17 protein-coding genes are annotated in these 13,770 nt (G+C 64.2%); 9 read left to right on the top strand and 8 right to left on the bottom strand.

Annotation, left to right across the window (positions count from 1 at the left end; translation table 11 throughout):
• The first annotated feature begins 88 nt into the window (after positions 1-88).
• The 4 genes from QNJ30_17590 to QNJ30_17605 all read left to right on the top strand — a co-directional run bounded on the left by QNJ30_17590 (position 89) and on the right by QNJ30_17605 (position 1,789).
• Positions 89-256, top strand: coding sequence for a monovalent cation/H+ antiporter complex subunit F (locus tag QNJ30_17590; protein MDJ0945284.1), 168 nt, complete (start codon positions 89-91; stop codon positions 254-256).
• The gene (gene mnhG, locus QNJ30_17595) at positions 249-602 is read left to right on the top strand and encodes a monovalent cation/H(+) antiporter subunit G (GenBank protein MDJ0945285.1); all 354 of its coding nucleotides are present in this window, start codon (positions 249-251) and stop codon (positions 600-602) included. The genes QNJ30_17590 and mnhG overlap by 8 nt, the downstream gene beginning before the upstream one ends.
• Positions 599-1,210, top strand: coding sequence for a 4Fe-4S binding protein (locus QNJ30_17600; protein ID MDJ0945286.1), 612 nt, complete (start codon positions 599-601; stop codon positions 1,208-1,210). Before mnhG ends, QNJ30_17600 begins: the two co-directional genes overlap by 4 nt.
• An 81-nt stretch (positions 1,211-1,291) precedes the next feature.
• Positions 1,292-1,789 carry a hydrogenase 3 maturation endopeptidase HyCI gene (locus QNJ30_17605; protein ID MDJ0945287.1) on the top strand — a complete coding sequence of 166 codons (498 nt, stop codon included), beginning with the start codon at positions 1,292-1,294 and terminating at the stop codon, positions 1,787-1,789.
• 331 nt (positions 1,790-2,120) lie between these two features.
• Here the strand turns inward: QNJ30_17605 and QNJ30_17610 are convergent, their stop codons facing one another.
• The gene (locus QNJ30_17610) at positions 2,121-2,558 is read right to left on the bottom strand and encodes a cytochrome c (GenBank protein ID MDJ0945288.1); all 438 of its coding nucleotides are present in this window, start codon (positions 2,556-2,558) and stop codon (positions 2,121-2,123) included.
• A gap of 647 nt (positions 2,559-3,205) precedes the next feature.
• Here QNJ30_17610 and QNJ30_17615 point away from each other — a divergent pair.
• Positions 3,206-4,024, top strand: a complete 819-nt coding sequence (locus QNJ30_17615) for a M28 family peptidase (protein ID MDJ0945289.1) — start codon at positions 3,206-3,208, stop codon at positions 4,022-4,024.
• 10 nt (positions 4,025-4,034) lie between these two features.
• The gene (locus tag QNJ30_17620; GenBank protein MDJ0945290.1) at positions 4,035-4,304 is read left to right on the top strand and encodes a hypothetical protein; all 270 of its coding nucleotides are present in this window, start codon (positions 4,035-4,037) and stop codon (positions 4,302-4,304) included.
• A gap of 41 nt (positions 4,305-4,345) precedes the next feature.
• On the opposite strand, the gene QNJ30_17625 is transcribed toward QNJ30_17620, so the two are convergent.
• The 6 genes from QNJ30_17625 to dnaK all read right to left on the bottom strand — a co-directional run bounded on the left by QNJ30_17625 (position 4,346) and on the right by dnaK (position 9,760).
• Complete coding sequence (locus QNJ30_17625) at positions 4,346-4,975, bottom strand: hypothetical protein (GenBank protein ID MDJ0945291.1); 630 nt, start codon at positions 4,973-4,975, stop codon at positions 4,346-4,348.
• A gap of 3 nt (positions 4,976-4,978) precedes the next feature.
• Positions 4,979-6,016: an MBL fold metallo-hydrolase gene (locus QNJ30_17630; GenBank protein MDJ0945292.1), complete on the bottom strand. Its 1,038-nt coding sequence runs from the start codon at positions 6,014-6,016 to the stop codon at positions 4,979-4,981.
• 119 nt (positions 6,017-6,135) lie between these two features.
• Positions 6,136-6,636, bottom strand: coding sequence for a BCAM0308 family protein (locus QNJ30_17635; protein MDJ0945293.1), 501 nt, complete (start codon positions 6,634-6,636; stop codon positions 6,136-6,138).
• Between the two features lie 177 nt (positions 6,637-6,813).
• The gene (locus QNJ30_17640) at positions 6,814-7,899 is read right to left on the bottom strand and encodes a DnaJ C-terminal domain-containing protein (GenBank protein MDJ0945294.1); all 1,086 of its coding nucleotides are present in this window, start codon (positions 7,897-7,899) and stop codon (positions 6,814-6,816) included.
• A gap of 14 nt (positions 7,900-7,913) precedes the next feature.
• A complete protein-coding gene (locus QNJ30_17645; GenBank protein ID MDJ0945295.1) occupies positions 7,914-8,069 on the bottom strand; it encodes a hypothetical protein in 156 nt (51 codons plus the stop codon).
• Between the two features lie 5 nt (positions 8,070-8,074).
• Complete coding sequence (gene dnaK, locus QNJ30_17650; GenBank protein MDJ0945296.1) at positions 8,075-9,760, bottom strand: molecular chaperone DnaK; 1,686 nt, start codon at positions 9,758-9,760, stop codon at positions 8,075-8,077.
• Between the two features lie 266 nt (positions 9,761-10,026).
• Here dnaK and QNJ30_17655 point away from each other — a divergent pair, with 266 nt between their 5' ends.
• From QNJ30_17655 to rtcA, 3 genes are all read left to right on the top strand, one after another.
• Positions 10,027-10,746 (top strand): SagB/ThcOx family dehydrogenase, encoded by a 720-nt coding sequence (locus tag QNJ30_17655; protein MDJ0945297.1) that lies wholly within the window; start codon positions 10,027-10,029, stop codon positions 10,744-10,746.
• 24 nt (positions 10,747-10,770) lie between these two features.
• Complete coding sequence (locus tag QNJ30_17660) at positions 10,771-11,904, top strand: site-2 protease family protein (GenBank protein MDJ0945298.1); 1,134 nt, start codon at positions 10,771-10,773, stop codon at positions 11,902-11,904.
• Positions 11,905-12,133: 229 nt separating this feature from the next.
• A complete protein-coding gene (gene rtcA, locus QNJ30_17665; protein MDJ0945299.1) occupies positions 12,134-13,210 on the top strand; it encodes an RNA 3'-terminal phosphate cyclase in 1,077 nt (358 codons plus the stop codon).
• Here rtcA and QNJ30_17670 read toward each other — a convergent pair.
• Positions 13,207-13,746, bottom strand: a complete 540-nt coding sequence (locus QNJ30_17670; protein ID MDJ0945300.1) for a THUMP domain-containing protein — start codon at positions 13,744-13,746, stop codon at positions 13,207-13,209. The two genes, rtcA and QNJ30_17670, sit on opposite strands and share 4 nt — an antisense overlap.
• Between the last annotated feature and the right edge of the window lie 24 nt (positions 13,747-13,770).

The following is a 13,770-nucleotide window of genomic DNA, read 5'->3' on the forward strand; positions in this document are numbered from 1 at the left end:
CTACGCGACATTGGTGGCGGGACTGCTGATCTGTTGCGCCCTCTGCTTGTATCGCATCGCTCGCGGTCCGACGGCACCGGATCGTTTGGTGGCGATCGACATCCTCGGCACGGTCATGGTCGGGTTCGTCGGCATTCTCACCGCGGTCCTGGGCAAGGAGTACCTGCTGAATGTGGCGATCGTCTGGGCCCTGATCAGCTTTGTCGGGACCTTGGCCTTGGCGAAATACCTGGTCGGGAAGGGCTTGCATGAGTGAGATCCTAGGCGGGACCATCATCGCGATCGGTGTCTTGTTCGACATCTTCGGATGTATTGGTCTGGTGCGCTTCCCGGACGTGTACAACCGCCTTCAGGCCTCAACGAAGTGCGTGACGGTCGGCACCTGTTTCATCCTGGTGGGCAGTCTGATCCTGCTCGGTTCGCTGCCGGGCACGGTCAAGGGGATCATTTGCATCGCCTTCGTCCTGATCACATCGCCGACAGCGGCCCACGCCCTGGCCCGCGCGGCGCATCGATCGGGCATCGCGCAGTGGGAACGGAGCGTTGTGGACCACTACGAAGAGGACTTTCCGGTTCGCCGCGGGACGGAGGAGAAGCAATGAGACTACCGAGTTTCCTCCAGCCCCGGATTCTCGCTCAGGCGGTTCGGGCGGTGCTTTCGCCGCCCTTCACGACGAAGTTTCCGCGCGAAGCCTTTCAACCGGTGGAGAGCTTCCGAGGTCGGCCGAGGTTCGACGAGCAGGCTTGCATCGGCTGCGGCGCCTGCGCGGAGGTCTGCCCTCCCAAGTGTATCGATGTGATCGATGACCTTGAAGCAAGGCCACCGAAGCGCCGATTGGTCCAGCATCTCGACGCGTGCATCTGGTGCGGACAGTGCGAGCGCTATTGCCCCACGCAGCAGGGAATCAAACTGAGCAACGAATACGACTGCGTTGGTTTCTCGCCCGAGGATTTCGAAGAGCGTGTCGAGAAGGATTTGCTCCTCTGCGAGTTGTGCGGCTCGGTGCTCGCGCCGGTGGATCAGATTCGTTGGCTGGCCCAGCGGCTGGGCCCGCTGGCCTTCGCCAATCCGACGCTGATGATGGTCGTTAGCCGGGACCTCGGCTTGGTTGATCAGGGCGTCAAAGGCCAGGGCGAGGAGGTGCTGCGCGGCGACCGACTGACCCTCCAATGCCCCAAGTGCCGGCGCAAGACCGCTTTCGCCGTCTAGGTGGCGAAGCGGAGCTGCGCCAAGCCGGGCACGAGCGGCCTCAGGGAAGTCGTGGTCGCGCCCGGGATCAGGGATGAAGCCGTGGATGTTACGTTTCTCTCGAAGTTGAAACGCCTTCTGAAAGATCGCGTCGTCGTGCTCGGCGTGGGCAATCGTTGTCGGCGCGACGACGGCGCCGGCTCGTTGTTGGCCGAGCAGCTTGACGGGCAGACCGGCGTACAGGCGATCGATGCCGGCGCGGTCCCCGAGAACTATCTCGAGAAGGTGGCGCGATCGCATCCGGGCACGGTTCTCATCCTCGACGCGGTCGATTTTGGCGGGACGCCTGGAGATCTGCGCATCCTCGAGCCGGAACTCATCAGCCCCTCGGGTGTCTCCACCCATGGTCTTTCGCTCCAGTTCACCGCAGATTTCTTGAAGGCCAGGACCCAAGCGCGCCTGGTGGTCTTGGCCATCCAACCTGCCGATATCGGTATGGGCACGGAACTCTCCGAAGAGGTGTCTCGGGCGGTCGAGCAACTCAAAGATGCCTTGCTCTCAGCTTTCCACAAGCACCTGAGTGAATTGCAGGGCGCGTAGTCTCGAAGCCGGACGGTAGAAAGCCCGCGCCGCTTTGAACCAGGTCATTGGCGAATTGCGGGCTTTGAAAGACCACGAGGACGGGGAGCTCGATCGACGTGGTTCAGCGCCAGGAGGTCGCGGATTGGAAGTCGAGGAGGCGCTGCGCCGAACAGGCTGACTGCGATTGACCTGAGCCCTTCCCTTAACGCGCCGCGGTCCACTGGATGCGTCGTTGGCAATCGACTGCACCGAGTCTTCCCATCCCCTCGATCGCTACTCCATCCACTACCGCTCTGCGATGCCACCAGACTAGATCAGGTCAATTCTTGGCACCGACGCCGGAAGCGGATCAGGGTTCTTGGATCGACTGTATGTAGTAGACCAGCTCCAGGACCCGATTGCGAACCACGAAGTCGTTCATGGGACCGGGGCCGTGCCGGGTCATCGACTGAGCCATGTACCGATCGCCCCAGACCGGCATCTTGCGTTCGCCGTGAGCGGCAACCTCTTTGCGCCCGTCGATAACTTCGAAAACCCTGTCGAGCGGGAAGACGCCCTTGTTGTTCTTGCTGAGCTGGGTCAGGTCGCCGGGATCGACGCCGCGAAAGATCCTGATGAGAAAGCCCGCGCCCTTGCCGTCTGCGCCGTGGCACGAGGCGCAGGAGTTGCGGAACTCGGCAGCGCTCGCTGCAAAGCGCTCTTCACCCTCCTGAGCGTAGGCCGTGCCGGCTTGGACGAGAGCCAGAATGGCGGCGAGCGCCATGGTGCGGAGTGGAAACTGTGACATGGGACCCTCCCCAACGTGGTCGATACCTGCGTCCTCCCAGCGATGGCCGAGGAAGGCCGCCAACAACCCGAGTCGATTTCAGGCTGAATCTGACTTCGTTGATGCAGGTCAAGCTTTGGGCAGTCCGCTATCGTATTCCTGCGCCACCTTCGTTCTGGCCAAGGCCTACGTAGCAGTCGAGCACGTCTTCTCGGCGAAGTCGCTCGTAAGTCGGCTCTTTGCGGTAGAATGGGCATCCTGGCTACATCGCTGGGGCGGCGCGGAACAGCCTGATTCGGAAAGGACCTGGTCTTGACGTACGGACATCCGATTCGTTACTCCCGCGGGCCCAGACCAGTGAATTCAAGCTTCCTTTTTCGAGCGTGTCGCCATCGTGCCGCACGGCGAGCGCGTGATCCAAGCCGACATGCTGCACAAGGCAGTCCCTATCGAACCACTGAACGGTTTGCAAAAATGCGTGCCCGAGATCAAGTGGCTTTCCCGCTCATGAACGCCTCGCATACCGAAGGAGCCTGGAGATAACCGCACTGCCACAGCCCGGGTCGGTTCAGCCCGAAGCCGTAGCCGCGCATGTCCAGCAGCTTGCGGGCGTTATCGGCGAGCGGAACATCTTCCGCCCCTCAGCCCTCACCGCAGCCGCAGGCTACATCCGCGAAGTTTGGACCGGGCAGGGCTACGAAGTCGGCGCCCAAAGCTTCGAGGAAGGCGGCGTCCTCTGCGAGAACCTCGAAGTCACGCGACCGGGCAGGCAGGCGGATCAAATCCTGCTCGTCGGCGCCCACTACGATTCCGTGAGGGGCAGCCCGGGCGCCAACGACAACGGCAGCGGTGTAGCAGCCCTGCTCGAGCTTTCCAGGCTCTTCAGGCAGGCGCAGCCGAATCTATCGCTGCGTTTTGTCGCCTTCGTGAACGAGGAGCCGCCGTTCTTTATCACGGGCCGCCAAGGCAGCATGATCTATGCCAAGGCGGCCCGCCGGCGGGGCGATGATATCCGGCTGATGATCGCGCTCGAGACGATCGGATACTATTCCGATGCACCCGGAAGCCAGAAATACCCGCCGTTGTTTGACCTGTTTTATCCGGACGCCGGCAACTTCCTGGGCTTCGTGTCCAACCTGCAGTGCCGGAAGACCATGCGCAGGATGGTCCGCCTCTTCAGGGCCGCCTCGGATTTTCCGGTCGAGCACGTGGCCACCCTCGGCGCGGTGCCCGGCGTGAGCTGGAGCGACCATCGCTCCTTCTGGCGCTACGGCTACCCCGCGCTGATGGTGACGGACACCGCTCTCTACCGCTACCCCTATTACCACAGCGCGCAGGACACGCCGGACAAAGTCCACTATCCCGAGCTCGCTCGGGTGACGGAAGGGCTCTTCGGGGCGCTCTCGCGTCTCGCCGCGGAAGGTTTCGATGGCCGTGACAGCGGCTTCTTGACGCGGATCAAGGCTTTTGCCGGACGGTCAAGATGAAATCGTTGCCATGGCGCTGTGGAAATTGACCCCCGTCGATCTCAAGGATCCCAACTGGCTGGCCAGCTCTCACCGCGGCCGGCTCCTGGTTCGGGCGCCCTCGGAAGCCGCCGCCCGCGAGGCGGCCGAGGATGCCTTTGGCGTGAAGACGCGCTTTGCGCCGGGGGCGGGCGTGACGGCGCCGCCCTGGAAGAGAGACAACCTGGTCAAGGCGGAGCGGATCGACGACGAGCGCTACGATCCGGAGGGCCCGACGGAGGTCCTCGATCCGAGCCTCTGATGCCGTCGTGACCGGGTCGAGGCCCAGCGCGTACCGAAAAACTATGCTGCGGCCGGAGCCGGCCGCGATTGCGGTGCCTTTTTCAAGCGTTTGCGGGCTCGGATCAGCCCGGCCTCGATCCGCGCGAAGGCCATCGATTTCCGGTCATAGACAGCGAGGTCGAGCCCCAGGCTCCCCGCCAGAGCCTCTACGACCGGCAGGGGTGCCGGATCGGCGTGTCGCCAGACCGGTCTGAGCTCGCGGAGAAAGACGTTGACCGTGACGGGGCCGATGCCGAAGAAGTCCAGGAGCTTCCTCTCCAGATCCTGACTGTCCTTCGCCGCGGCGTGCAGCTCGGTCAGGCGGCCCCGATAGGCGGTCATCAGCTGCTCGCAGTCCCGAAGAATCTGTTCGGATTTTCGGCCGTCGTAACGGACGTATCCGCCTTCGCGCATGATCGGATCGACGAGGGTGTCCCACCCGGCCTCGAGGATGCGTCGAGGGGTCAACAGCCTGTGCCGCGCAAAGGCCATGTAGGTGTGCTTGGCGATCGTCTCGGAGATCCTGGCGCCGAAGAGGATACTGGCAAGAAACCACTTGAAGAGCGCGGCGTCGCTGCCGTCGGCAAGGGCGATTCCCAGCTCTTCCGAGTACAGCGGGCTCGATTCCAGATCTTCGAGGGTGATCGCCATGACTCAGGCCGCGGGCGCCACGGTCGCGCGACCGTCGCCTCTGAAAGCCTCGTCGGCCTCGGCCACGAGCCGTTCCGCATCGTCGCCGTAGCGGGGCGAGAAGTGAAAGGGAACCAGGCGTCGCACCTTCGCCAAACGGGCGACGCAGCCCGCCTGGGCGGCCGTCAGATGGTTCTTCCTCGCGGCCATCTCCGCATCCTCTTCCAGGAAAGGCGTCTCGATGAAGAGGATATCGGCCCCCGACGCAAGCTGGACGATCTTCTGCCGGTTTTCCCTGGAATAGCGCGCGTCGGTTACATAGGCCACTTTCTGCCCGGGCAGGATCTCCGCAATGTCGGATTTCAGAGGGCCGAGCGGCAGCCACTCTTCATGTAAGCCGTCGCCGGCACGCCACCAGATGCGGAACAACCTGTCATCGGGCTCGTCTCGCCGGATGGCCGCCTTGAACTCCCGCAACCAGGGCCCGACGCGGAATCCCATGGCCTCCACCCGGTTTTTCCAGATGTTCACGTGGCCCTTTTCTTCCACGGCAAACGCCAGGCAGGCCGTGCCGTGGTCCAGGATCGCCGCCCGGACCCGGTAGTGTTGGTCGTCGAGCAGGATGCCGCCCGAGACCTCGGTAGATCGAAGATCCTCCAGCCGGAAGCCCCTTCGGCACCGGAACGTGCCCGACCTCAAAATGCCCTCCGGGTGCAGCTCGGCGGCGGTCAAGGTGAGATCCGTCGCGTAGTTCTGCACCAGGTTCCAGGTGTAGGCGGCCAACTTGTGCTCGACCTGCGGGATCAGACCCCGCGGTCCGAAAATGTGCAGGCTTTTGTCGCGACCCAGGCAGACCCGCAGCAACCGATCGAAGCCGCAGAAATGGTCCAGGTGCATGTGCGATACGAAAACATGGCTGACGCGGAGCAGCTTGCGCGGCGGCAGGCGATGGAGATCGCCGAGGTCGAAGAGAAGCGCTCGCTTTTCGTAGAGAAACTCCATGTAGACCCCCGGGTCACCGAAGGGATCGTTGATCAGAAAGGGATGAATGATCGGTCGCATGGAGGTCGTCACATCCCCTCGGCCCGTAGTGCCGACGCAATCTGTGCCGGGACCCGTTCGTTAGGTCCGCTCGTCACTTCGGTGCCACCGCCTGCCCGTCACGGCAGCGCCGGGGCTTCTCATGCCTCCCGGTTCCAGCGAACGCGGATAGAGTAGCTTTCTTCCTCGTAGTGGAAGTCGAGCTCCCCTTCATAGGCCCTATGGATTGCCTCGCCGATCCGGCGCGGCAGGTGAATATCCGTCGTCGTGATCACGACCACTTCGCCGCGATCCTCGACCTCCATGATCCGGTTCAAGGGATGTTCGCCGCTCTCCAGCTTCTCTTCATTGCGCGCCAGGTGGAGGATCTCCGTCTTGTGGTCCTTGAGAAATCCGCCGCCCAAGGTCAGCTCGCCGGCCGGATATCTGTCGTTGATCCGATGGCAGGCCTGGCACAGGACCTCCGACGCCCCGGCGGCAGGGGCGTCCCAGCACCATCGCCCCTGCTGGTAGACAGCCTTGCACTGTGGACACCGTGCGGGCTCCGACAGCTTGAGCCGGGCCTTGTAAGGATCGTGGACGCGCTCGCGAATCAGGCGATCCCTGCGGTGCCTTCGAGGGGTCTCTCCCAGGTTCTTCATCGCAAATCCCCGAGATGCAGGAAGTGGGTTGGCTAAACTTCGAGTAGGGGGCCGCCTCCCTAAGATACAGATAAAGGACTCTGGCAGCGACCTGCTTGACCTGCATCAAACTACGACCAAGGACTGAATCGCCCGCGCGACAGGTGATTGCGGTCGTACGCCTCGTGGCGCCCTTATTCAGCTCTTGCGGTCTGAGATCTCCTTAAGCTCTTCGAAAAGCGTGCGCTGTTCTGCCGAGAGCTTCTCGGGGATGTGCACGTCGATCCGGAGCAAGAGATCGCCCCGCTGGCCACCGCCGAATGCCGGCAGGCCCTTGCCCCTTAGCCGGAGGACGGAGCCGGGCTGCGTACCCGGCGGAACCCTCACGTTCACCTCGCCGTCGAGGGTCTGCACCTGTCTCCTCGTCCCCAGGACGGCGTCGGTCAGCTCGACGGCTTCATGGCGCCAGAGATTGGCGCCGTCGCGGATGAAGCGGGGATCGGGCTCGCTGCGCACAATGACGTAGAGGTCCCCAGGCGCGCCGCCCGCCTCGGGACTGGGAAAGCCATGCGCCGGGACGCGCAGGACCATGCCCTCCTCGACGCCGACCGGGATCTTGACCCTGAGTTCTTCCTCGGCCGTGCTTCGCCCGCTGCCGCCGCAGTCTGCACAGGGGTTGTCGATGATCCGGCCACGCCCGCCGCAGGCCGGGCAGGGCGTGATCTGCTGGAAGTGGACCCCACCCCGGCGTTCGCTTTTGATCTGCTGGCCGCTGCCGCCGCAGTCTTCGCAGTCTCTCGGCGTCGAGCCTGGCGCCGCGCCGGTTCCCCCACAGGTGGCGCAGGGTTCCGGACGATGCAGACGCACGGTTTCTTCGCCGCCCGCCAGGACCCGGACCAAGGGCACCCGGACTTCGACTTCGATGTTCTGGCCCCGGCGCGGCCCTCGCGGCTGGCGGAACAGCCGGTCGAAGAGGCCCCCGCCACCGAAGTCGAAGCCGAGGCCGCCGAAGAGATCTCCGAAATCGATTCCGCCGAAAAGATCCTCGGGCGTGAAGTCCGCGACGCCGGCGTGGCCACGCAGGTCGTACTCTCGCCGTTTCTTGGGGTCGCTCAGAATGGCGTAGGCCTCGGCGATCTCCTTGAAGCGCTCTTCGGCGCCCGGTTCCTTGTTACGGTCGGGATGGTACTTGAGGGCGAGCTTGCGGAAGGCGTCCTTGATCGCCTTCTCATCCGCGTTCGACGGAACTCCAAGGACCTCGTAGTAGTCGCGGCGCGCGTCCAAGACTCGTCACCGTTTCAGCCTTGGCGGCGTTGCGCTTCTTCGTACTCCGCGTCGACCACCTTCTGGCCGCCGGCGGGCCGCGCCGCGCCGCCCTCCGCACCGACATCCGGCTTCGGATGCGGCGATGGCTCGGCGCCGGCATAGACCGTCTTGCCGACCTCCTGCAGCACCAGCTTCAGGGCCTCGGCCTTGGCGGTGGCCTTTTCCGCATCCCGCGAGGAGACAGCCTCGCGGGCTTCGGAGAACGCGGCCTCGATGCGCTTCTTGAGGTCCTCGGAGATCTTGTCGCCGAAATCGGCCAGGGTCTTCTCGGCCTGGTAACAGACGGCGGCTTCTCCGCCGCCTCGCGGCGCTTCCTGTCCTCCTCCGCATAGTCCTCGGCCTGCCGAATCATGCGCTCCTTTTCGTCCCGCGGCAGTCTGGTGGACCCGGTGATCCGGATCGACTGCGACTTCCCGCTCGCGGTGTCCTTGGCGGAGACATTCAGGATGCCGTCGGAATCGATATCGAAGGTCACGTCGATCTTCGGCATCCCACGGGGGGCAGGCGCGAGGCCGTCCAAATTGAACTGGCCAAGGCCGGTGTTGTCGGCGGCCATCGGCCGTTCGCCCTGGAACACCTGGATCGTCACGCTGGTCTGCATGTCGGCCGCCGTGGTGAAGATCTCCGAGCGCTTGACGGGGATCGGCGTGTTGCGCGCGATCAGCGGCGTGGCCACGCCGCCCAGCGTCTCCACGCCGAGGGTCAGCGGCGTGACGTCGACCAGGACGATCTCGCCCATCTCTCCCGCCAGGACCCCGGCCTGGATCGCCGCCCCCTGAGCCACGCATTCCATCGGGTCCATGCCGGTTTCGGCCTGCTTGTGCAGCAGATCCTCGAAGAAGGTGCGCACGCAGGGCATGCGGGTGGGGCCGCCGACGAAGATCAGACGATCGACCTGTGCTGGCTGCAGATCGGCGTCGTGCAGCGCTTGCATCACCGGTGCCCGACAGCGCTCGATCACCGGGCGCACCAGCCGTTCCAGCTCGGTGCGGGTCAGCTCGACATCGAGGTTGTGGGCCGTGCCGGTCGAAACCGCCAGGAACGGCAGGCTGATATGCGTGGTGGTGCTGCTGGAAAGCTCGACCTTGGCGATCTCCGCGGCCTCACGGAGTCGCGCGGCGGCCGTCGGGTCTTCGCGCACGTCGACGCTGCTTTGCGCCTTGAACCGCTCCGCCAGGTGATCGACAAGCAGCCCGTCCATGTCGCTGCCGCCCAGCCGGGTATCGCCGCTGGTGGCCTTGACCTCGAAGACTCCCTTGCCGAACTCCATGATCGTGACGTCCAGCGTCCCGCCGCCGAAGTCGACCACCGCGATCCTCAGCTCCTCGCCGCCCCGGTCGAGGCCGTAGGCCAGCGAAGCGGCCGTCGGCTCGTTGACCAGGCGGATGGCCTCGATCCCGGCGATGGTGCAGGCGTCCTTGGTCGCGCTGCGCTGGTTGTCGTCGAAGTAGGCGGGCACGGTCACGACCGCCTTCTCGATGGGCTTCCCCAGGAAGGCCTCGGCATCGCGCTTGATCTTCTGCAGCAGGAAGGCGGAGAGCTGCTCCGGCGAGAAGTCCTTGCCGCGCAAATGGACCGTTTCGCGCCGGCCCATCCGCCGCTTGAAGCCGGTCGCGGTGCCGTCCGGATTGGCCGCGGCTTGGCGCCGCGCCGGCTCGCCGACCAGCATCGAACCGTCGGCGGACAGCGCGACATAGCTGGGAAAGGCCTTGCCTCCCAGGCTCACGCCTTCGGCGCTGGGAATGATCACGGGCCGCCCGCCACGCAGGACCGCCGCGGCCGAGTTGGAGGTTCCAAGATCGATTCCGATGATCGGCATGGCTCGCCTCCTATGACCCAAGATCAGAGCTTCGATCCCGCTGACTGAATGGACATTGACTTGGGTCAACAAGACGAGTTTCCGCCAAGCGGATCCGGCGCGCCCCGGCCCCCTATGCGGCCGGAGCCGAGCGCTTCGCCGCAGGCAAGTCCCGCTTGTTGGGGCGAGAGGAGGCCTCAATGCCGGTGACGCAGATCAATGTCCTTCGTCGTCGCAGCATTCACGCTGCCTGAAGAACGACCCGACGGTCTCGCGAGGTGGCGGTCTTGCCCGATTTCGGCTTTGCTCGTCGTCGATTCCTTGTCCAAGTCGGTCGGGCCGCCTTGCTGGCCACGAGCGCCACGGTTCTGCCCATGAGACAAAGCACCTTTGCAGATCCTGAAGAGCCTCTCCGGGAAGTCGAACTTCAAGAGCCCGACCAGGGAGGCCGACTGACCCTGGAGAAAACACTGGCGCAGCGCCGATCGGTCAGAGATTTCGCGCCAGGGTCCCTTACGCTGGCCGAGCTCTCGCAGCTGCTTTGGGCGGGACAAGGCATCACGAACCGGTCAGGGTTCCGGACGGCGCCCTCCGCAGGCGCACTCTATCCGCTCAAGCTCTTTGCCGCCGTCGGGCAGGTCGAATCCCTTCCATCGGGCGTCTTTCGATACAGTCCTTCCAAGCAACTGCTGGAGCCGCTCGGCGCCGGCGATCGCCTTGCCGCATTGAGCCGAGCCGCCCTTTCCCAGGCCTGGATCGCTGAGAGTGCCGTCGTGATCGCGGTGGCCGCGGTGGTGCGACGCACGACGTTGAAGTACGGCGAACGCGGCCGGAGGTACGTCTACCTGGAGGCCGGGCACGTCGCCCAGAACATCTGTCTTCAGGCCGTTTCCCTGGGTTTGGGCGTGACGCCCGTCGGTGCCTTCGAGGACGATGAGGTCAAGGCTGTGCTGGCGCTTTCGGCCGAGGCGGAGCCCATCTATCTCCTGCCCGTCGGTCGGCGCTGATCTCGGGCGGCGCGGGAGGCGGCCGTGTTCACCAAGCGCGTGACGATCTTCACGCTGCTGGGCTTCAAGGTTCAGGTCGACTTCTCCTGGATTTTCCTGGCTGTGCTGATCACTTGGACCTTGGCCCAGGGGCTCTTCCCAGCCAGATACGAGGAGCTCTCCGCCGCGACCTACTGGCGGATGGGCATCGCCGGCATGATCGGCGTGATATTTTCCATTATTTTCCATGAGTTGTGCCACTCGCTCGTCGCCCGCCACTATGGAATCCCGATCAAGGGAATCACGCTCTTCATCTTCGGCGGCGTGGCGGAGATGGAGGAAGAGCCGCCCAGCGCCAAATCCGAGTTCTTCATGGCCATTGCCGGGCCGATCTCAAGCTATCTCCTGGCGGCCGGCTTCTATGCCTTGGCCATGGTCGGATCGGCGGCAAGCCTGCCCATCGCTGCGCTGGGCGTCCTCCGGTACCTGGCCTTCATCAACACGCTCCTCGCGACCTTCAATCTTTTCCCCGCCTTTCCCCTCGACGGCGGTCGCGCCTTTCGGGCCGCGCTCTGGTACTGGAAGAGGGATTTCGCCGCCGCGACGCGCCGGGCCGCCAACATCGGCAACATCTTCGGGATCCTGCTGATGGCGCTGGGCGCCTTGAACATTCTGGCCGGCAACTTCATCGGCGGTATGTGGTGGTTTCTGATCGGGATCTTTGTCCGTGCCGCCGCCAGCGCGTCCTACATGCAAGCCTTGGTCACGCGGGTCTTGCAGGGCGAAGCGGTAAGGCGGTTCATGACCAGCGCCGTCGTTACGGTTCCCGCTGACCTGCCAATCGACAGCTTGGTGGAGGACTATGTCTATCGGCACCACCATGAGTTCTTTCCGGTCGTCGAGGGAGAGCGCCTTATCGGCTGCGTCACGGCCAAACAGATAAAACTCGTGCCCAAGGAGCGTTGGGCCGTCGTGTCGGTACGAGAAATCATGACCCCGTGCAGTCCGGAAAACTGCGTCGGGCCGGACGATGACGCCATGAGGGTGCTGTCGATCATGAGGCGCTCGGGGAACGGCCGACTGATGGTGGTCCGCGGCCGCGAGCTCGTCGGCATCATCGCTTTGAAGGATTTGCTTGAATTCTTTGCCCTGAAGATGGACCTGGAGGGCCTCAAATGAACGGTGACGTGGCCAAGTCACGGATCAGAGTCTGTCTCGCCCGCGAAGGCGGCACGATACGCACTCAAATATCGGCCGACCCTACCGGACTAACCTTGCAAACGCCCGGAAAGTGACGCTTGGCTTCAACTTCTGGGTATGCTTTCGGCCAGCCCGGACCGAACTATGACGTTCCGGGCCATGGCGGACACCAGAGCGCGCGGAAGCCGTGGCCCTGACAAGACCATTCTTGACGATCGACGGTTCCTATGGGGAAGGCGGCGGCCAGATCCTCCGCAGCGCGATCTGCCTGTCTGCGATCGAGCAACGCCCGGTCAGGATCGTGAAGATCCGTGCGGGACGTCCGAAGCCAGGCCTTGCCGCCCAGCACTTGACCACGGTGCGCGCCCTGGCCGCTCTGTGCGGCGCGGCTCTGGAAGGCGACGAGCTCGGGTCGTCGACGCTCACCTTCGCGCCGGCGGGGTCGGTCAGGCCAGGGGACTATCTCTTCGATGTTGCCGAGGCACGCGCCGGAGGCAGCGCCGGTGCTACGAGCCTGGTGCTCCAGACCGCCGCGTTGCCGTTGGCCCTGGCGCATGGTCGCTCCTCCTTGACTTTGCGCGGCGGCACTCATGTCCCCTGGAGCCCGCCTTATGACTACCTCAAGGACGTATGGGTTCCGACGCTGCGAAGAACAGGTGTCCGGCTCTCCGTAGAGCTCCACGCCTGGGGATGGTATCCGCGCGGGCAAGGTGAGATCTATTCGAGCATCCAAGGACTCGATAGGGGAAGCGAACGGGGCGCACTCAAGCCAATCGATCTGACCGACCCCGGCAGGCTTGAACGGATCTCTGGCCGGGCGGTCGCTGCCAACCTGCCACAGCACATTGCGCTGAGAATGTCAGAAAGAGCTAGTGCGTTGACGGCAGATCTCGGCGCCGATGTCTCGATTCGCGCCGAGACCGTGCAGGCGGCCTGTCCGGGCGCGGGTATCTTTTTCACCGCGGAGCACGAGCACGTGCGCTGCGGCTTTAGCGCCTTGGGCAAAAGAGGGAAACCGGCCGAGCAGGTGGCCGAGGAGGCCGTCCAGGCCTTGCGCCGCCATCGGTCCTCCGGTGCCGCCTTGGACTCCCATCTTCCCGATCAGATCCTGCTGCCGTTGGCTTTTGCGGAAGGTCCGTCGAGGTTCTCGGCGGAATGCATCAGCCGGCATTTCGAAACCAATGCTTGGGTGCTCGAACAGTTCGACCTTGCCCGATTTGCGATCGAGCGGCGCGCCTCCGGCGCCGGCGTGGTCACCGTGTCGCCCCGAAAGGCCCGAGGTTAGTCCAGCTTGAGGAAGGGACAGCGGGAAAGGTCGTCGCGCGTCCAGATCGAGAGGCCGGCTCGGTTGTCGACCGTGTCGACGTCGATGATTACGTCCGGGTCTTCGAAGGTGATCCGACCGGGCGTCCCCCGCTCTTCGAGCGCCTGCAGGATCACGTCGTCTAGGAAGTGCTCCTCGTCGTGGCTGGACATCTGCTGATGGAAGCCGCGACGGTGCATTCTGACATGGAAGCTTTTGCCGATGAGCTCCGGGATCCGCTCGAGAGCGAACGCACGGGCCTGGGACTCGAAGCCCTCCCGATCCTGAAAGGTGAAGGTGACTTCGGCCGGCATAACGCGCGACACCATCTTCAAGAGACCCGGCGCATTGACGACCAAGGCCGAGAGACGAGTGAGAAAATCACTTCGATCTTCCACCTTCATCAGGAAGACGTTGTAGTAGCCGCTCCGCCGCACTTCTCCGAACTGGGAGAAGATCTGGCAAGCTCGGGTGAAGGCGTCCTGGTGGACGGTCACCACGACATTCCAGTCAAGCATCCCCTATGCCTCGTCTTTGGGGCG

The organism is Kiloniellales bacterium (genome assembly GCA_030066685.1).
Classification (GTDB): Bacteria; Pseudomonadota; Alphaproteobacteria; order Kiloniellales; family JAKSBE01; genus JAKSBE01.

Coding starts and splice junctions, on each gene's coding strand:
- QNJ30_17620 (MDJ0945290.1), top strand. CDS start 4,035: ATGGCGCTGTGGAAATTGACCCCCGTCGATCTCAAGGATCCCAACTGG.
- QNJ30_17635 (MDJ0945293.1), bottom strand. CDS start 6,636: ATGAAGAACCTGGGAGAGACCCCTCGAAGGCACCGCAGGGATCGCCTG.
- QNJ30_17600 (MDJ0945286.1), top strand. CDS start 599: ATGAGACTACCGAGTTTCCTCCAGCCCCGGATTCTCGCTCAGGCGGTT.
- QNJ30_17630 (MDJ0945292.1), bottom strand. CDS start 6,016: ATGCGACCGATCATTCATCCCTTTCTGATCAACGATCCCTTCGGTGAC.
- QNJ30_17625 (MDJ0945291.1), bottom strand. CDS start 4,975: ATGGCGATCACCCTCGAAGATCTGGAATCGAGCCCGCTGTACTCGGAA.
- mnhG (MDJ0945285.1), top strand. CDS start 249: ATGAGTGAGATCCTAGGCGGGACCATCATCGCGATCGGTGTCTTGTTC.
- QNJ30_17670 (MDJ0945300.1), bottom strand. CDS start 13,746: ATGCTTGACTGGAATGTCGTGGTGACCGTCCACCAGGACGCCTTCACC.
- dnaK (MDJ0945296.1), bottom strand. CDS start 9,760: ATGCCGATCATCGGAATCGATCTTGGAACCTCCAACTCGGCCGCGGCG.
- QNJ30_17610 (MDJ0945288.1), bottom strand. CDS start 2,558: ATGTCACAGTTTCCACTCCGCACCATGGCGCTCGCCGCCATTCTGGCT.